Origin of the sequence: Corynebacterium riegelii (assembly GCF_016728505.1) — a bacterium.
Taxonomy (GTDB): domain Bacteria; phylum Actinomycetota; class Actinomycetes; order Mycobacteriales; family Mycobacteriaceae; genus Corynebacterium; species Corynebacterium riegelii.
Map to the genome: position 1 here is coordinate 558,732 of NZ_CP068159.1, position 17,367 is coordinate 576,098.

16 protein-coding genes are annotated in these 17,367 nt (G+C 59.8%); 4 read left to right on the top strand and 12 right to left on the bottom strand.

Features of this window, described 5'->3' with window-relative positions; translation table 11 throughout:
* Nucleotides 1-3 precede the first annotated feature (3 nt).
* Nucleotides 4-1,176, bottom strand: coding sequence for a multidrug effflux MFS transporter (locus tag I6I71_RS02560; RefSeq protein WP_236587366.1), 1,173 nt, complete (start codon nucleotides 1,174-1,176; stop codon nucleotides 4-6).
* 18 nt (nucleotides 1,177-1,194) lie between these two features.
* Between I6I71_RS02560 and I6I71_RS02565 the strand changes: the two genes are divergently transcribed.
* Entirely contained in the window at nucleotides 1,195-1,824 is a 630-nt protein-coding gene (locus tag I6I71_RS02565; RefSeq protein WP_201822036.1) for a pirin family protein, read from the top strand.
* 6 nt (nucleotides 1,825-1,830) lie between these two features.
* Nucleotides 1,831-3,198 carry an IS1096 element passenger TnpR family protein gene (locus tag I6I71_RS02570; RefSeq protein WP_201822038.1) on the top strand — a complete coding sequence of 456 codons (1,368 nt, stop codon included), beginning with the start codon at nucleotides 1,831-1,833 and terminating at the stop codon, nucleotides 3,196-3,198.
* Between the two features lie 7 nt (nucleotides 3,199-3,205).
* Here the strand turns inward: I6I71_RS02570 and I6I71_RS02575 are convergent, their stop codons facing one another.
* From I6I71_RS02575 to I6I71_RS02600, 6 genes are all read right to left on the bottom strand, one after another.
* On the bottom strand, nucleotides 3,206-3,637 hold the full coding sequence (locus I6I71_RS02575; protein ID WP_083278918.1) for a VanZ family protein: 432 nt from the start codon (nucleotides 3,635-3,637) through the stop codon (nucleotides 3,206-3,208).
* Between the two features lie 3 nt (nucleotides 3,638-3,640).
* Nucleotides 3,641-4,603, bottom strand: coding sequence for a hypothetical protein (locus I6I71_RS02580; RefSeq protein ID WP_201822040.1), 963 nt, complete (start codon nucleotides 4,601-4,603; stop codon nucleotides 3,641-3,643).
* Nucleotides 4,604-4,640: 37 nt separating this feature from the next.
* Nucleotides 4,641-7,481, bottom strand: coding sequence for a leucine--tRNA ligase (gene leuS, locus I6I71_RS02585; RefSeq protein WP_201822047.1), 2,841 nt, complete (start codon nucleotides 7,479-7,481; stop codon nucleotides 4,641-4,643).
* Nucleotides 7,482-7,794: 313 nt separating this feature from the next.
* Nucleotides 7,795-9,531: an RNA-binding domain-containing protein gene (locus I6I71_RS02590; protein WP_201822049.1), complete on the bottom strand. Its 1,737-nt coding sequence runs from the start codon at nucleotides 9,529-9,531 to the stop codon at nucleotides 7,795-7,797.
* Between the two features lie 348 nt (nucleotides 9,532-9,879).
* A complete protein-coding gene (locus tag I6I71_RS02595) occupies nucleotides 9,880-10,251 on the bottom strand; it encodes a FluC/FEX family fluoride channel (protein WP_201822052.1) in 372 nt (123 codons plus the stop codon).
* Entirely contained in the window at nucleotides 10,244-10,594 is a 351-nt protein-coding gene (locus tag I6I71_RS02600) for a CrcB family protein (RefSeq protein WP_070463684.1), read from the bottom strand. Before I6I71_RS02600 ends, I6I71_RS02595 begins: the two co-directional genes overlap by 8 nt.
* Nucleotides 10,595-10,636: 42 nt before the next feature.
* Between I6I71_RS02600 and I6I71_RS02605 the strand changes: the two genes are divergently transcribed.
* Nucleotides 10,637-10,921 carry a hypothetical protein gene (locus I6I71_RS02605; protein ID WP_070494497.1) on the top strand — a complete coding sequence of 95 codons (285 nt, stop codon included), beginning with the start codon at nucleotides 10,637-10,639 and terminating at the stop codon, nucleotides 10,919-10,921.
* On the opposite strand, the gene I6I71_RS02610 is transcribed toward I6I71_RS02605, so the two are convergent.
* From I6I71_RS02610 to gltS, 5 genes are all read right to left on the bottom strand, one after another.
* Nucleotides 10,918-11,439, bottom strand: a complete 522-nt coding sequence (locus tag I6I71_RS02610; RefSeq protein WP_201822054.1) for a flavodoxin domain-containing protein — start codon at nucleotides 11,437-11,439, stop codon at nucleotides 10,918-10,920. The genes I6I71_RS02605 and I6I71_RS02610 overlap by 4 nt on opposite strands.
* 501 nt (nucleotides 11,440-11,940) lie before the next feature.
* Entirely contained in the window at nucleotides 11,941-13,098 is a 1,158-nt protein-coding gene (locus tag I6I71_RS02615) for a type II toxin-antitoxin system HipA family toxin (protein WP_330910985.1), read from the bottom strand.
* The gene (locus I6I71_RS02620) at nucleotides 13,095-13,310 is read right to left on the bottom strand and encodes a helix-turn-helix transcriptional regulator (protein ID WP_201822058.1); all 216 of its coding nucleotides are present in this window, start codon (nucleotides 13,308-13,310) and stop codon (nucleotides 13,095-13,097) included. The genes I6I71_RS02615 and I6I71_RS02620 overlap by 4 nt, the downstream gene beginning before the upstream one ends.
* A gap of 269 nt (nucleotides 13,311-13,579) precedes the next feature.
* Entirely contained in the window at nucleotides 13,580-14,641 is a 1,062-nt protein-coding gene (locus I6I71_RS02625; protein ID WP_236587368.1) for a Fic family protein, read from the bottom strand.
* A 192-nt stretch (nucleotides 14,642-14,833) separates the two neighbouring features.
* Complete coding sequence (gene gltS, locus I6I71_RS02630; protein WP_201822063.1) at nucleotides 14,834-16,030, bottom strand: sodium/glutamate symporter; 1,197 nt, start codon at nucleotides 16,028-16,030, stop codon at nucleotides 14,834-14,836.
* A gap of 537 nt (nucleotides 16,031-16,567) precedes the next feature.
* Here gltS and I6I71_RS02635 point away from each other — a divergent pair.
* Nucleotides 16,568-16,846: a hypothetical protein gene (locus I6I71_RS02635; protein ID WP_201822065.1), complete on the top strand. Its 279-nt coding sequence runs from the start codon at nucleotides 16,568-16,570 to the stop codon at nucleotides 16,844-16,846.
* Nucleotides 16,847-17,367 lie beyond the last annotated feature (521 nt).

Genomic DNA, 17,367 nt, shown 5'->3' on the forward strand with positions numbered 1-17,367 from the left:
TAGTTATTTAGCGCGGGTGAGCACCTGCATACCCGCAAACGCCGCGCCCGCGCACACCAGAGACACCACCGACATGGTCAGCGCATGGTTGGAGCCCAGGCCGACCAGTGCTGGGACCACGCCCGCGATCAAAAACTGCGCAAAGCCCATCGCGCCGCTGCCGGCACCCGCGCCGATCGCGCGGATCTCCTCCACCGCAAGCGCCGCCGCGTTTGCGGAGATGAACCCGGACATCATGGCCAAAATGGCAAGACAGGCCACCACGGGGACCAAAGTTGGGCCGGTCAGGGAGAGGATGATGAGGATGAGGGTCACGCAGGCGTCGATAAGCAAGGCGCAGACCAGCAACTTCCTGGGGGCAACTGAGCGAACCACGCGCATGTTGAAGGCGTTGGAGATGGGAAACAGCAGCGCGATCGCACCGAAGGTGAACGCGTAGGCGGTGGGTGATTGACCCAGCTGCACCTGCAGGACCAGGGGTGAGCCGGAGATGTAGGCGAAGAGCGCGCCGAAGCCGAGCGATCCGGCCAGCATGTAGCCGACAAACACCGGGTGCTGCAGGCAGCGCCAAATGCGCGAGGCCAGGCCGCTGAGCGCACCCGGAGAGCGCTTCTCCACAGGCAGGGTTTCCGGTATACGTAGTGCCACAACCAGCTGCAACAGGTTCACACCCGCCAGCACCCAGAACACGCCGCGCCACCCCACCGTAGGAATCAGCAGCCCACCGATCGCGGGTGCAAACGCCGGCATAAAGCCGGAGAGCGCCTGCAGGGCGGAAAACGCGCGGGCCGCCGCCACGCCGTGCACTATATCCGGCACCACGGCGCGCGACACCACAATCACACACCCGCCTGCCAGGCCCTGGAGGAAGCGCGCCGCGATCAGCGTTGCAATGGTCGGCGCGAGCGCACAGGCCACCGACGTGAGGAAGAAAATGACACTGGCAATGATCAGGGGGCGCTTGCGTCCGGTGCCGTCTGAAATTGCGCCGAACAGCAGGTTGCCCACCGCCATGCCAATCATGAAGGCGGAGATGGTCAGCTGGACCGCGCCGGGGGTAGTGCCCAGTTCCTGCTGTAGTTGCGGCAGGCCGGGCAGGTACATGTCAATAGACAGCGGGCCGGCGGACGAGAAGATCGCCAGCGTAAGCATGAGTCCTGCTGAAAGTTGGTGCACGCAGGTACCATACAGCACATGGTGCACACTCAGGGAAGCCTCATCGGGGCATGGGATTTCGCAGCTACGGGTCGCCTGGCGCCAAAGCCGGGGCGTTTTTCGGTGCTTTTGCCTATCGACGCCACGTTGACCCTCACCGACCGCCACCACCTCTCCGAAGCAGTCTCTGCTGGCCAGGGCGCCGTGGTGACCTCCGGGGACAAAGTGTTGGTGGACGTTGGGGCTTCCGCCTACGGCGTGCAACTGGATGCGGTTGTGGATGCTGATGGTGCGGGCGCTGGCGCTGGTGAGAGCACTGTGGAGATTTACCAGCCAGACGTCTTTACCCTGCGCAGCGTGACCACGGAGCTGGTTGGCGAGGCCCGCGTGTTTGTCGGCTCCATGTTTGGGCAGACCTCCCCCGTTGTTCCCCCTTCCCCACTGGTTGCCGCGGAAATCCGCCTTGCACCAGGTGCGGAGGTGGCGATGACGCTGGAGCCGGACTTTGAATACGGCCTGCTCGCGGTGAGTGACGGGTTGGCTTTGCAAAATACGCGTGTTCCGCGCGGTGTTGTTGGCTACACTGACGTTGGTACGGCCACATGGGGCGTGAAGAATTTGGGGAATGAAGTGGCCCAAGCGGTCATCTTCGGGGGAAAGGTGTTTTAGAAAAGTATGAACGTCACTGTCTTGTTGTCCTTGGAGGGGGCGGACCCGGAGATTTCGCGTTGCGTGAACGTGGATTCGGCGATGCACTTGGGTCACCTCAGCGCTGTGATTGATGCGGCGTTTGGGTTCTCCGGTGCGGCGACGCACCTGTACACCCAGGGTGAGGGTGGTTTCCGCAAGCTATACACGGCGCATCCTGGTCCTGGGGAGCTGAGCGAGACGAGTCTTACCGTTGGGGATATTACCCCGATGACCTATATCTATGACCCGGCGGCGAACTGGAACATCGCCGTTGAGTTGCTCGGCCCAACTCAGTTGGATTCGCCGACGCCGGCGTTGGTGGACGCGGCGGGCCCCGACATTGTTGAGGCCGCGCATGGTCCGGCGATGATGACCAAGTTCCGAATTGAGGCGCGCCGTATCGCTGCAGGTCTGGCACCGAATATGGAGATCACTCCCCTGCTGCTGAGCTACCTGCCGGTGATGAGCCCGGAGCGGATCCTGCAGCGGCTGACGGTGGCTGACCAGGTTGCCGTGGCAACGCGTATCAGCCTGGCGGCAGAAGAACTGTTCTACGGCGAGGAGTTTGCCAAGGCGCCGTTCCACCAGGCAGATCTGGCGGAGGAGTTTGAGAACTTTTTGGACTCGCGCCCAGACCTGCGCGAGATCATCCAGACGGACCCGGAGGCGGACCGCAACCCTACCCTGCTTGCCGCGGTGGCGGACTTTTTTGATTCCCACCTTGGTGAGCCCGAGGTTGATTTTCTGGACGAGATGTCCCCGGATCTGATGGCTGACTTCCCCGGCGCATTCGAGGAGGCCACGATGGATGACGTCGTGCGCGACCTGATGGAGATCTTCCTCGACCCGGTAAAGCTCACCGCGAAAAAGGGCCAGTTGCCTACCGCTGTGGTCCAGGAGATCAGTGACGTGCTCAATATCACGTCCTGGTACTCCCGCCCAACCGAGACATCCATCCCGGGAGTCCACGAAGTGCGCAAGCTGTTGGAAGGCGCCGGCTTTATCGGGGTGACCAGTAAAAAAACGCTGGAAGTTACAGATCTTGGCTTTGACCTGCTCAACTCCATCGACATGACCGGCGTGTTTATCCCGGAGTGGGCGCGCGGCTTTGAACACGCCTTTGGTGAAACGCTGTGGCGTGAAAGCTTGACCACCCTGGGCAATATGTTCAACCTTGGCACCGAGTACGGCATTGAAAACAAGCTAGGCCGCATGCCCGAGAACTTCTCGGATGTTGTGAGCCTGCTGATTAGCTTCGCGGCCTTGGATGACAGCAGCAAGCACATGGCAATCACCCCGGAGGCTCGCCGCATGTTTGGCCGCATGCTGGACTACTACAAGCACGGGATCTAGCGCGCTTCTAACGCGGGCGCGCATACCAGGCAGCGGCGGCGCGGGCGCCGAGGTAGGTGCCGAGGGTGTTGCACCAGACGTCGTCAAGATCCGAAAAGCCCACCGCCAGGATGTACTGCGCGGTTTCGATGCCCAAGCTGAGCAGTAGGCCGCAGAGCGTGGCGCGGCGCACGCTGTCGCGGAAAAACACCCAGCCCACGGGTACAAACAGGGCGATGTTGCCAAACAGGTTGAACCACGGGCCCCACCACACCCGCGGGTGGATGAACGTTTCAAAGGGAATCAACCGCAGCTGGCGCACCTCGTGCGCTTGGGCCTCCCACAGGCCGGGTACTGAAAAGTAGGCCTTGCCCAGGGTGAGCACGAAGATTACCGCGAAAACGAAAACGGCGAGCACCGGAGAAACCCGGTGCCCACCGCTGAAGCGTTTGGCAGCCACGCGCTAGGAGGTGGCCTCGTGCGGGACGGGCCCGCCGGAGATCTGCCGGTAGGCGTGCGCCTGTGCCAGGTAGACCAGCGGGGCAAGCACCACGGTGAGCAGGAAGGTCAGGCCAGCGCCTGCCCACACGTTGAAGCCCACCACGTCCACCGCCGCGGCCGGGATCGCAGCAATCACGCCAACAACCAGGCTAAACAGCAAGAGCAGCAGGGTAGTGCCGTAGTTGCGCTTGGCGGCCTTCATGCCTTCGCCTAGGCAGAAGCCGAAGCTGCCCGCGTTATCTGCGGCGTAGAACACCGGGTACACCGCAAACGGCGCCACCAGTGCGAACACCAAGGCGCCAACGACCACGCCGGGCGCCGCGGCGATAGCCATGTTCATCATTTGCTCTTGGATTTGCTCTTGGCTCATGTTGGTCGCATCACCAAAGGCGTTCGGGTCAAAACCCGTCACAGCCAGCGTGACCACAAACGCAATGCCGGCCAGGATGATACCAACAAGGCCCACCAGCATGCGGTTGACCACAGACACGCCCAACGCCTTGCCGTAGGCGGGGGAGTTCGGCTTGTCCACCTGCGCCGTTAACGTCTGCTGCAGCGCCGCGCTGGCAAACACCGGGTCCAACAGCACAAGCGCAATGGTAAACAGCAGGCCAGGCACCGCAAGCGCCGGGATCTGGTCCGCAACGCCCAACACCGCCATGACCAGGCCGATGACCAGCCAAAACTTCGGGTTGGTCTTGTACACACCAAATGTCCAGGCAATCGCCTGGCCCACACGCAACTTGCCCGTGCCTTTGGTGTGGCCGTAGCCATTCGCCGCGGGGTCGTTGATCGGGTGTGGGGTATCGGTGTCGCCAAAGTAGCCGTCTACAAGCTGGGTGCCATGGAAACGCTGCGCGTTAGCACCCGCAAGATCAGCGGCGGAGTTTACTTCGAATCGGGCAAAGTCGTCGGGGACAGTCAAAAATTCTCCTTCGTTCGTGGCCTTCGTTCGTGGCTGTTTACTTCACTACAAGGTTGACCATGCGGCCCGGCACCACAATGGTCTTCACCACGGTCTTGCCGTTGGTCAGTTCCACAACCTTCGGGTCTGCAAGGGCAATTGTGGTGATCTCGTCTTGGGATGCGTCGGTAGGAACATCAATTCTCGCTTTGACTTTCCCGTTGATTTGGATGGGCAGTTCCACGGTGTCGTCGACAAGCAACTGCTCATCAAAGGTCGGGAATGGCTCAAAGGTGATGGTGCCTGTGTGGCCGAGCTGTGCCCACAATTCCTCAGCGATGTGCGGCGCGAGCGGGCTGACCATCTGCACCAGAGGAGTGACGGCCGCGCGTGGGGCGCCAATCGGGTAGGCCTTGGTCAGGTAGTTGACGTACTCGATGAGCTTGGCGGCAACAGTGTTGTCGCGCAGGTGCTCATAATCGTCGCGCACGCCAGCGATGGTGCGGTGCAGTTGCTTCTCATCGTCGCCGGTCAGGGGGCTGTCGGTGACGGTGACGTTGCCGGTTTCCTCATCCACCACCAGGCGCCACAGGCGCTGCAGGAAGCGGTGCGCACCCACAACGTCCTTCGTCGCCCACGGGCGAGACGTGTCCAGCGGGCCCATCGACATCTCGTAGACGCGCAGGGTGTCCGCACCGTAATCACGCACCACGTCATCCGGTGCCACGGCGTTCTTCAGGGACTTGCCCATCTTGCCGTACTCGCGGTTGACTTCCTCGCCGTCGTAGTAGAACTTGCCGTCTTTTTCCTCAACCTCGGCGGCCGGGACGTAGATGCCGCGGGAATCCGTAAACGCGTAGGCCTGGATGTAGCCCTGGTTGAACAGGCGGCGGTACGGCTCCTTGGAGGTAACAAAGCCCAGGTCATAGAGCACCTTGTGCCAGAAACGTGCGTAGAGCAAGTGCAGCACGGCGTGCTCGACGCCGCCCACGTACAGGTCCACGCCACCCGGGTCATTCTCGCCGCGCGGGCCGGTCCAGTACTCCTCATTTTCAATGTTGACAAACTCATCCGAGTTCGTCGGATCGATGTATCGCAGCTGGTACCAGGAGGAACCGGCCCACTGCGGCATCACGTTCGTGTCACGACGGTACTGCTGCTCACCATGGCCCAAATCCATGGTCACGTTCACCCAGTCCGTGGCCTTGGCCAGCGGGGGAGAAGGCTCCGAATCCTTGTCGTCCGGGTCGAAGGACACCGGCTTGTAGTCCTCAACCTCCGGCAGCTCTACCGGCAGCTGGTCCTCCGGAATGCCGTGGGCCTGGCCGTTTTCGTCATACACAATCGGGAAGGGCTCGCCCCAGTAGCGCTGGCGGGCAAACAGCCAGTCGCGCAGCTTGTACTGGATTTTCTCGGAGCCTTTTTGCTTATCGACGAGCCACGCAATCGCCTGGTCAACGCCCTCCTGCTTGCCCAGGCCGTTGAGATCAAGGCCGTCCTGGTTGGCGGAGTTGATGTGCGGGGCGTCGCCCACAAACGCTTCCTCGGTAACGTCGGCGTCCAGCACCGGGATAATCGGCAGGCCGAAGACGGTGGCGAACTCATAGTCGCGCTCATCGTGCGCCGGCACCGCCATAATTGCGCCCGTGCCGTAGCCGGTGAGCACGTAGTCCGCGATGAAGATCGGCACCTGTTCACCATTGACCGGGTTCGTGGCGTACGAGCCGGTAAACACGCCGGTCTTTTCCTTGTTCTCCTGACGCTCAAGGTCGCTCTTTGCGGCGATGGCGTCCAGGTACGCGCTGATCGCTTCGGCCGGGGTGGACTTGCCGTTGGTCCAGCGAGCGTCGATGCCGTAGGCGTACGCGTCTGTGGTCAGCTGTTCTACCAGCTCATGCTCCGGGGCAAGCACCACGTACGTTGCGCCGAACAGCGTGTCCGGGCGGGTGGTGAACACCTCAATCGGCCCAGCAGGGGAGTCAAACGTCACCTCCGCACCGCGGGAACGGCCGATCCAGTTGCGCTGCATGGCTTTGACCTTCTCCGGCCAATCCAGCAACTCCAGATCATCCAACAGACGATCCGAGTAATCCGTAATGCGCATCATCCACTGCTTCAGGCGTTTGCGGTAGACAGGGAAGTTGCCGCGCTCAGACTTACCGTCCGCCGTGACCTCCTCGTTGGCCAGCACCGTGCCCAGGCCCGGGCACCAGTTGACCATGGAATCCGCAAGGTAGACCAGGCGGAACTCATCGATCGCCTTGTGCTTTTCCTCCGTGGTCAGGTCCTTGAAGTCACGACCATCCTTCGTAGTACGCGCGCCCGAAAGAAGGTCCTTGACCAGGTCCTCGATCGGGCGGGCCTTCTGCAGGTCCTCATCAAACCAGGCGTTATAAATCTGCAGGAAAATCCACTGCGTCCACTTGTAAAACTCCGGATCCGTGGTGGCCACCGCACGACGCTTATCGTGCCCCAAACCCAACTGACCCAGCTGGCGCTCCATGTTGGCAATGTTGGCCTCAGTAGTGGTGCGCGGGTGCGTACCCGTCTGGATTGCGTACTGCTCCGCCGGCAGACCAAACGCGTCATACCCCAGCGTGTGCAGGACGTTCTTGCCCAGCATGCGGTTGTAGCGGGCGTACACATCCGTTGCAATATAGCCCAGCGGGTGCCCCACGTGCAGACCCGCACCAGAAGGGTACGGGAACATGTCCTGGACGTTCAGCTTCTCCTTCGGCAGCTGCGCCGTCTCGCCATCGGAGGCCTGTGGCGCCAAATCACCCGTGGGGTTCGGAGCGTTGAACGTGCCGTTGTCGCGCCAGTACTGCTGCCACTTCTGCTCAATGGTGTTCGCCAGATCAGCGGTGTAGCGGTGCGCGGTGGGATTCGCGTTAGTCATGGTTAGCCAGTGTAATAGCTGGGCCGGTTGGCGGGGTTTGGGGTGCTGGGGCTTGGGTTGGACCTGGGTTGGGCTTGGCTTGGGCTTGGCCCCGGGGGAGCTTTTTTCAATTGCGGCAGCATGTTGCCAAACCGGGGATAGTTGCCGCAATAGCGGCATTTCCCCAGGGAATTGTTTTTTTGGTGGAAATGGCACGGAAAAACAATTCGGAAACAATTAGGCGAAGAATTCGGGGAGAATTAGGGGCATTGTCTTACGTTTTTGCTGGTCAGCGAATTGTCCGGAATTGTTTTGAATTGTTTTTGGTGCGGGTTCAAGCACTGATCCAGCGGGTGCCTCGTCCACGTTGCGGCCCTGTGGGATCTATACGAGCACGGCCTAAAGACCGCAGGTGCCGCAAGATTCGACCGGCCTCCACCGGACTAATGCCCGCAAAGGTGGCAATGTCTGAGGCTTGGAGCGCTTCCCCGTCTGCAAGACGCGCCTCCACCCACTCCCGCACACTTACCGTGGGTAATCCCTCACGGTTAGCAAGACCAAGGAGATTGCGTGCTTCGTCGCTGAGCACCCACTCGTCAGCGTCACGAACCGCCTGAAGCACGCCACGGTCCACCATCTCTGACATCAGTTCCCGAACCAGCAGGGGAGAGCTTTGCGTTTTCTCCGCGGCAGTGTGCTCAGTGATAATCGGTGCGGAGTTGAGGTGCCAAAGAACAATCAGTGCATCGACGCTGTTCATCAGCTCTTCGCCATACCTTTGGGACAAACGCTGCAAGCCCTTCACAAAATTTGTATCGGGCTCCTGCGCGGCAAGAATCACCTGCACATGCGCCGGCGTGGCCTCCACCTCAGGCACATCACGCCCCGACCGGATCATCGCCGCCCACATGCGGTCAAAACCGCGGGAGCTTTCCTCCGCAAGGCCAAGGGTGCGCATCGCAGCCATTAAGCGGTTATTCCTTGGAACAGACGGCGTTGATAGCAGCCTGCCCACCGACACCCCCGGCGGCAAAGGGCCAGGTGAAGATACTTTCAGCGTGCGGTTGGACTGCTCCACAACAACCGGACCGGGAATGCGCCAGTCGCGGTGGATGACTGCGTTGGACACAACTTCATCAACAGCCTGGGCGGGAAAGCGGGGGATTGCGGTTTCGGTGCCGTCGTCAAAAAGCACACGCTCAATTTCCTGGTTACCTTTCTCCGCAATGATCCGCCTCAGCCGAGGTAAAGCCAGAAGAATCGGCTCCGAAATCTCCGTGACCTTGGGATCCGATCCGGGGAAATCACGCCACAAATGCTGGATCACAATATCTGTGGGATCCGGATCGGCGAGGAGGATTTCGCCGGCGCGCTTCAAGCGTGCGTCGTCACGCAAAAGCCCCAATTCCTTGAGCAAACCCGCAGTGGTGGCTGGGACCAAGGCGTCGCTGCCGGAGCGTTGGCGGTGCGCCCGCAGCATGCGACGCGCCTCCTCAATCACCGGCAAACGCAGGTCCTCAACAGCCACATCCGAAGGCTCATTGGAGAAATCCGGGTTACGACGCGCCGCATCAATCGAACGCCGCTGCTCCTCAGTCATAGGAGCGCAAGAAAACTTCGCATCAGCTTGACGACGCTTCGCCGCACCATTCTTACGCGTATACAGCGCACGCGCCTCAGGAACATAGATCACCAGCAACCGAACACCCCACACATGATGCTCAGTGACCACCACGTTCATATTCGGAACCGTATGCCCAAAAATTGACTGGGCAACATCCTCCTCGCCCAGCTCACACCCCAAAAACGCATCTGGGCCAGGTGTCTTATCCGCAACACCGACAACGATATAACCCGTGCCGGCGTCACTATTCGCCATACACACGGCCTCATCAATCAGCTTCTCCATAAGCCCCGCCCGCGCCCTATCCGCCCCAACCCGCAGACTCGGGTCCTCCTTAAACTCAAGAGTGAGCGACTCCTGCGAATCAGCAGTCTGGCCCCCATAAATGTTTTCAAGAGCTGAAGCCACAAACGGCGGAAGAGCTGCAAAGGAAGCCTGCGTATTCATAATTGCATCATACATTTCCCCAGGGAATTGTTTTTTCGGCGGAAATGGCGCGGGAAAACAATTCGGAAACAATTAGGCGAAGAATTCGGGGTTAATTAGGGGCATTTCCTGGCGTTTGTGCTGGTCAGCGAATTGTTTCGAATTGTTTCATTTTGCGTCAATCGGTGGCAGACGGCCCCTGGAGAAAGAATTCAGGACCTGCTCCGAAGTCCTGAATTCTTTTGGCTGAAGCGTTTTGCCACCTGGGGATACTGAATTCTTTGCCCGATTTTGGGAAACAAATTCAGGATTCGAGGCGCCGCACTGAATTATTTCTGAATTGTTTTAGGCAGAGACCTGGGCAGGCATTTAAGCAATGCCGAAGCCTAGCAGCGCCCAGTGGATGCCGATCGCGGCGGCGCACACGGCAAGCAGCGCAGTACCCACGCCGTAGATGGCGGCGATGGCGTATTCGTGCTGGTCAATAAGCTGACCCAGTTGGCGGGCCAGCATGGCCAAGGTGGACAGCGATCCAGCAAATCCAATGCCGGCAAACGTTTGCCACTGGCCAGGCAACGCAAGCGTGAACCCCATGATTGCAGACGCAGTGAGGTTCGCCGTCAGTGTAGCTGCCAGCGGATGGTCGATGGCCGTCATGAAACACCAGCGCACAAAGCCGCCAAGGACCCCGCCGACAAACACGGCAAGAGCGCTGATGAGTAACGACGCCTGACTAAACATGCGCGTGCGTTCGGGTAGAGGAGCCGGCGAGGAACGCTAACGTGGCCGTGGATAAGCAAAGTGCAATTATGAACAAAGCCCAGGCAGCCGAGCTGTGCGCGCTGGCGAGCGCGACCGCAGAGAGCGTGGAGAAGCCGCCGAGGAATCCCACACCCCAGAACGGGCCTGGGTTGAAATAGCCCATGGCAAAGCAGGCAGCCAGGTTCACGGCGAAAGTGACTGACATGGCGAGCATCTCCGGCGTGGTCGGATTCAGCCAGAACAGGAGCAGGAAGCGTGCCAGCGCCCCCAGCCCAGACCCCAACGCCACAATCAGGCCAGTGCGGAGGGAGTCAGCGTTCACGTGAGACGACTGTAGCACTCGGCACCGTTTACACTCCTAGGCATGCGTACCCGTACCATCGCCGCCGCTGTTGCGGTTTCCCTTGTCGCCGCCACGTCGGCGCCTGCGCTTGCTAACGAATCACGTCCCGGCTTCAGCGCCCCCGAACTGTCCTCTATGACATTGAACTGGTTCAACCCCGCCGCCTGGCCGGAGGATATGGAACAGGAGATGTCCCGGATGGGTCTGTTCGCCCTGTCATCGTTCTTTGGCCACCGTTTGATTGGCGCGATGATCTTCTTCCCGTTCGCGCTTTGGGGCTTAAGCAGCTACTACTTGCCGCGTTAGGTTGTTTGCTGCTTGTTGGCCCAATCGACGATCGGCTCCAAGCGTGCAAGGTCAACCCTGTCGACGTCCTTGCCATAGGTGTCGATCATGTTGCGCTCATTGTCACTCTTGCGCGGCTTGATCCTTAACGCCGTGATCAGCGTGCGCATCACGCCTTTATGCTGAGCGTTGAGCTGCGAGTAGTTCAGGCGGCCAGGCAGGTAGAAGCGCTTCACGTGCGGGGCGAGACCGCCGAGGAGCTTGCCGGTGGCGTCGGCTTTTTCTACTTCTTCATCAATGGTCATGCCGACGGTGACCAGTGCGATTGGGGTTTGCTCGACCTGGTTGGGGGCGAGCTGCTTGATTAGCTTCACACCGTCATGCAGCGGGCCGTGCGCCGGTGCAAGGATCACCGTGGGTCCGGTCAGCGCGGGTGGGTTTGGGATCTGTTGGGCGGTGGTGTTGAGCCGCTTGGCAAGTGCTTCGGCGTACTGCTTGGTTGAGCCGTAGTAAGTGGAGTACAAGATGGTGCAGGACATGGGTCTATTGTGCCTTGGGCTGGGGGAGCTTTTTTGAATTGCGGCGAATATCTGCCAAACCGGGGATAGTTGCATTGGCTGACAGGTGATTGCCAGGTTTGTGGCCTGAGCGGGAGCTCCTGGACCTAGGCGGCCTAGGCGGACCTATGCGGACTGCCGTGGCGCGTATCTGGGTGCGCCTCTAGCAGACAATGATTTTAGCCCTGCGTTTCCCCAGGTCGATTGTCTCTACTCATCGCGGTTTTTGCGTTGTGTGCTAGTGGCCAGACGAAAACTGGACTCACAGGCGCAAGCGATGCTAGAACGAAGGCACAAACAGCGAAGCCGGAAGCGTTATCGGACTTCTTGTCATCGGAGCTATCATCCTTGGGCTCTACGGATACTTCAGCCCGACTAACCCCAACGACGCTTTCGCGAACGCTGCGCGGTAGTTCCCGGGTCGGAACCTGGGACCTAGAGCCCGGGGATCTGGGCCCTTGCGCGCAGAGAACCTTTTAGCGATCACAAAGATTCCGGGGACCAGAGCCTGCGGCGGCGGGCTAGGATGCGTCGCAGATCCCGCGCGCGCCGGGTGTCGAAATCGGTTGCCGCAACAATGCGCTCCGCAGCATCCTGCGTTACAGCAAGGGCAAGACGCATCACAGCATCAGTAGTCCTGGTATTCAAACCGATCTCAGCACAAAAAGCACGAAACATCTTTCCGCTGATGTTGTCCGTGCGTCCCTGAATGGATAACGCCATTGTGGTGTCGCCATACGGGATTGTCGAAGGAATGTCATAGATCGGAGCCACCTCTGCAACCCCATCCCGCCAGACCATCGAGATGTTCTTGGCGTGTAAATCACCATTACCCGTAAGCCACGCCAACGCTGCCTGAAACGCCACAGCGCGGGCGGTCAGCAACGGTGAAGCACTCACGGCCATCAGTGCTTGCGCCACCTCCTCCATCGCCGGGTCGTACTTCTCACCCGGGTAGAGCCCCATGATCTGTGCGGCGTCCTCGACATGAAGCCTTGCTTCCCCTACGCGGTCGAATCGGGAGATGAGGAGGGCGGGGAGGCCGCGGGCGTCGATAAGCAACTGCACCTGCGCTAGCGGGAAACCTGCTGCACGGGCGATACCGAAACAAGCGGCTTCATTTTCCACGAGCTTGGGATACTCAGGGGGTGAGACTTTCAGAATGAACTCGGTACCAGTCCCACGCACCGGTGCGGCAATCGTGCGCGCCGACGCTTTATCCTGCACCCCCGGGACTGCGATCGGATCAATAATCCCAGCGTCAGCGAGCGCTTGAGAAAAGTCCAGATCACCATCCAGGTCAATAACTGCAGGGGTGGGCCGCGGGCGCTGCCCAGGAGCAACCACCGCGACATCCCCAACCGTGTCCGCACCAACTGCAAGAAGAAGCGTCAATTCATCGTCCAACGAGGCCTTTACCGTGCGTTTAAGACTTGATAGTCGCCGACCCTCCGGCAACAGATTGGTAAAGAACGGAGGAATCGCGCCACCAAAGTTGTTATAAGGCGCTTGATCCAGCGGCAAACTTGTGGCCACCGGAATAGGCGAGTTTCCTACATAGTCAAACTCAGTGGCCCCACCTGGAGTCTTCGAAAAGTGTCCAACCAGCACTCCGGCTCTGTACACGTCAGCGACAATCACAGCAGATCACCCCGGTGGACTTTCGGCTCCAAATCGTAGCCAAGCGCGGAAAGCACGGTAATCACCTTGCCTACTTCAGCAGTCGGCTTACCCTTTTCAAGCTCACGCAGGAAACGGTCCGACACTCCTGCAAGATCAGCAAGATCTACCTGCGTCAGACCAGTGCGTTTGCGTTGAGCCCGAACAAATGTCCCAAGCTCGCCTGCGTCCATGCGGTGTCTCCTCCTTGCATCGCCTTGCTTGCCGACGGAATGCTCGCACCGATTCCGTACCCTTCAGATCACAACGATAGCGCCAAACAAGCAGAAACGGAATGCTCGCACCGATTTTGGTGCCGTTTTGGAGTATTGGGTTGAAGATTTCACGGAATCGGTGCGCTCGCTCCGAACGTCACAAGCTTTGCAGCTGGGTGGCCTGCAGGGGAGCTTTTTTGAATTGCGGCGGATATCTGCCAAACCGGGGATAGTTGCCGCAAGCAAGGTCAATGACGGCGGCCGGTACGTTCGGCGAATTGGTCGAGAAGGTAGAGGACCTCGGGGGATCGCCAAGCACGCTGGCGTTTATCTAGCTGCGCCGACACTACAATCCCATCCGCTTCCAACCGGTCGAGGGCGTTGCGGGCCGTTTCAACGGACACATCGAATTCGGCAGCGACTGCGCTGGTGGTCAGTACCGGTCGTTGGATGAGGAGGTCGAGGAGGGGCCACGCGAGGGCGTCGATACGCGCAGTGAGCTCGTCACTCCAAGCTGTGCGGACCTGCAGCAATTCCTCTGCTAGCCACGAGCCTCGTTCGGCACCGTCGATGGCGGCGCCGGCGAAGAGGGTGATGATGGGCTCGATGTCGCCGGCGCGATAGGAGGTGAGGGCTTGGAAGTAGCCGTCGACGTTATGAAGAAGGCCAGCTGAGATCGGTAGGGCGACGGTGGATGTCAGCCCGCGATTGCGCAGCAGCACATGGATGAGTGCGCGGCCGGTGCGCCCGTTGCCGTCTGCAAACGGATGGATGGTTTCGAATTGCGCGTGGGCGAGCGCCGCCTGCGCAAGTGCCGGAATGTCGGTGCGTTGCATGAATCGCTGGAGATCTTCAAGCAGCGCGGCAACGTGCGTGGCCTGCGGCGGGACGAACAAGGCGCCGTCGGGGTGGAAATCCCCACCACCAATCCAGACCGCCTGCGTGCGCAGTTCGCCAGCGATGTCCGGGGCTGATTCCTCCAGCAGCACGCGGTGCATGTCTAAAATGCCGTCGATGGTGGCGCCGCCGCGCGCAATCGCCTGCTGCATGAGGCGTGTGTTCGCAGCAATCAGCGCTGCGTTGCCCGTGCCGTGACCTGTGGTTTCCGCTTCGAGCACTTTGCGTGCGGACGCTGTCAGCTGCTCAATCCTGCTCGACGCCACCGACTCACTGCGCAGCAGCAACGGCGTGAACGGGAGGACTCGGTGGGCCTCGGTGGCGTCGAAACGCACGGCGGCAACGGTTGCTTCCTCCACAATCGCCGCGGTGCCGTTGGTCAGTGTGACGGCTTCTTCGCTGATCGCAGGCACGACAGCACTCTGGTAGGTCCGGGGCATTCGCTTTGCGACGCGCCCCGCAAACCCCCCTTCCGCCCCCACCCAATCCAACGTTTCATACGCCACACTCGGCCACTGCATAACGACACGGTACCAGCAAACCACCAAACTTATGGCCCTAAGTTTGGTGGTTTGGCAGAAAGGGCGAAGATCTTCGGTTGGGGCTTAGGCGACCCAGTTGAGGCAGAAGACGATCCAGGGGAGCGCGACGACGTCGATAAGCACAGCCCCCGAAAGTGGAACCACCACCATCGCAACCTTGGACTGCAAACCATGCTTGCGGCCAACCGCATCCATGTTGGCCACCGCGTTGGGGGTGCCGCCGAGGCCGTGGCCCATCATGCCGCCGCAGATGACGGCGGCGTCGTAGTTCTTGCCAAGAATGCGGAACACAACCAGCGCCACAAACGCCACAAGCACAACCACCTGGACCAACAGGATGACCAGCAGCGGCAGGGCGAGATCATAAAGATCCCAAATCTTCAGACTCATCATGGCCTGAGTAAGGAAGAAGCCCAGCGACACATCTGAAATCAGCTTCAGCGTCTTGCCGTGAATTTCCACCCAGCCAGCGGCGTCGTTGATGTTGCGCAGAATGATCGCGATCAACATCGCACCGACGTAACCCGGCAGCGAATAACCCGTCCACTCGCCGAAAAGCTTGCCCAGGTACACACCGATGACCACAATCACGCCGATCACAGCCGCGGTTGCAACCACCGAGCCCTCGTTAACCTCGGACGTGTTGTCCACGCCGCGCTCCTGCACATCACCAATATCTCGCGTTTCAACGGCCAATTTGTTCCGCTTAATCAACCACGTGGCCAGCGGACCGCCAATCAGCGAACCTGCGATCAGGCCAAACGTTGCCGCAGCAATCGCTACCGCAGTCGCGCCCTGGGCGCCGAGTTCTTCAGCCGTTGGACCAAACGCTGCCGCCGCGCCGTGTCCACCCTCAAGCGATACCGCACCAGCCATGACGCCCAGCAACTCGTTGATCCCTAGCGCTTTTGCCAAACCGATGCCGACGAGGTTCTGGAAAATTGCCACAGTCCAGCACGCAACCAGGTACACCACAAGGACTCGGCCGCCGGTTTTGATCAGGCTTAGCGACGCACCGAGACCGATCGTGGTGAAGAATGCCAACATCGCAGGGGATTGGAGGGTGGTATCGATCGTCAGTTCGATCGAGCCCCACTCACGCAATGCCAACACAACGAGCGCGAACAGGAAGCCGCCAACTACAGGCCCCGGGATTGCGAACCTGCTGAAGATTCTCCAGCTCCTCGCAGCCCACGCGCCAAACAACAACAGCAAGAGCGTCAACGCTACTGAGCTCACCAGACCAACTTCGATCTGCATGCGTCACCTTCTTTCTCTGGGTTCTTCTTTGGGTCCTTCTTTGCGGCTTTCGCCTTGAACAGGCTCACCTTACGTTCCATACGAGGCGTGGGCCACATCAGCGTGTTGGTCCGAGGCTTTTACGGGTTGTGTGGCGCTGGGGGAGTTGTATGCCTGGGGGAGTTGTGTGGCTGGGGGAGCTTTTTTGAATTGCGGCGAATATCTGCCAAACCGGGGATAGTTGCATTGGCTGACAGGTGATTGCCAGGTTTGTGGCCTGAGCGGGAGCTCCTGGACCTAGGCGGATCTAGGCGGACTGCCGTGCCGCGTATCTGGGTGCGCCTCGGGTGCGCCTCGGGCGCGCCACTAGCAGACAATGATTTTGGCCCTGCGTATCCCCAGGTCGATTGTCTCTACTCATCGCAGTTTTTGCGTTGTGTGCTAGTGGGCAGACGAAAACTGGACCCACAGGCGCAAGCGATGCTGGAGCGAAGATCATTGAAAGCTATTTTGCTGCTTTGGGTGAGGATGGCGTGCAAACGTCATACGATGACACTCATGAAGAAGATCCTCAGCGCGGCTACGGCTGGCGCATTAGCCCTGTCCACCGTCGCAGTTGCACCGGCTGTCCAGGCGCAGCCGGTGAAGACCAACTACGCCCAGAACACTCAGAACACCAAGAACACCAAGAACACCAAGAACACCAAGAAAACTGACGCCAGTAGCGAAGCCGGAAGCGTTATCGGACTTCTTGTCATCGGAGCTATCATCCTTGGGCTCTACGGGTTCTTCAGCCCGTACAACCCCAACGGCGCTTTCGCGAACGCGGCGCGATAGTTGCGTGTAACTGTTTAGGGCGCAGGTGCGTGGGCTGCTTTAACACTTTTTAACACTTTATTGCCACTTTGTTTTTACACTTTGACGCTTTGTCTACCTGCAGCTTTTCCACTTTGCAACTTGCTAAATAGGCAGTTTTGCAAGTTTAAGTTGCACTTTTGCCGACCACTTTTGCACTTTTGCACTTTGCTGCACTTTGCCCAGTTTTGCAGGTTTGGTTTTTCAGTTAATAAGGGTTCGGTGGAGCTGTTGCGGGGCCGCGGCAGCTCTGCAGCATGCGAGTTAACGCTTGATGCGGGTGGCACCTCGAAGCAATTGCGGCGAATATCTGCCAAACCGGGGATAGTTGCCGCAATAAGCCTGAAACTGTGAGCCAGCTGCCAGCCGTGGCAGATATCCCCGATTTGGCAACATGCTGCCGCAATCCCAAAAAGCTCTACCCGGGGTCAACCACACCTCGCCACGAACGGCAATCCACGCAAGAGCACCATTTGGGTGCGGACGCACTCGACGACCAATAA

Bases quoted from the DNA above. Each gene is read 5' to 3' on its own strand.
- gltS (WP_201822063.1), bottom strand. From the start codon at position 16,030: ATGCAGATCGAAGTTGGTCTGGTGAGCTCAGTAGCGTTGACGCTCTTG.
- I6I71_RS02595 (WP_201822052.1), bottom strand. From the start codon at position 10,251: ATGTTTAGTCAGGCGTCGTTACTCATCAGCGCTCTTGCCGTGTTTGTC.
- I6I71_RS02620 (WP_201822058.1), bottom strand. From the start codon at position 13,310: ATGGACGCAGGCGAGCTTGGGACATTTGTTCGGGCTCAACGCAAACGC.
- I6I71_RS02635 (WP_201822065.1), top strand. From the start codon at position 16,568: ATGAAGAAGATCCTCAGCGCGGCTACGGCTGGCGCATTAGCCCTGTCC.
- leuS (WP_201822047.1), bottom strand. From the start codon at position 7,481: ATGACTAACGCGAATCCCACCGCGCACCGCTACACCGCTGATCTGGCG.
- I6I71_RS02610 (WP_201822054.1), bottom strand. From the start codon at position 11,439: ATGTCCTGCACCATCTTGTACTCCACTTACTACGGCTCAACCAAGCAG.
- I6I71_RS02565 (WP_201822036.1), top strand. From the start codon at position 1,195: ATGGTGCACACTCAGGGAAGCCTCATCGGGGCATGGGATTTCGCAGCT.
- I6I71_RS02570 (WP_201822038.1), top strand. From the start codon at position 1,831: ATGAACGTCACTGTCTTGTTGTCCTTGGAGGGGGCGGACCCGGAGATT.
- I6I71_RS02605 (WP_070494497.1), top strand. From the start codon at position 10,637: ATGCGTACCCGTACCATCGCCGCCGCTGTTGCGGTTTCCCTTGTCGCC.
- I6I71_RS02590 (WP_201822049.1), bottom strand. From the start codon at position 9,531: ATGAATACGCAGGCTTCCTTTGCAGCTCTTCCGCCGTTTGTGGCTTCA.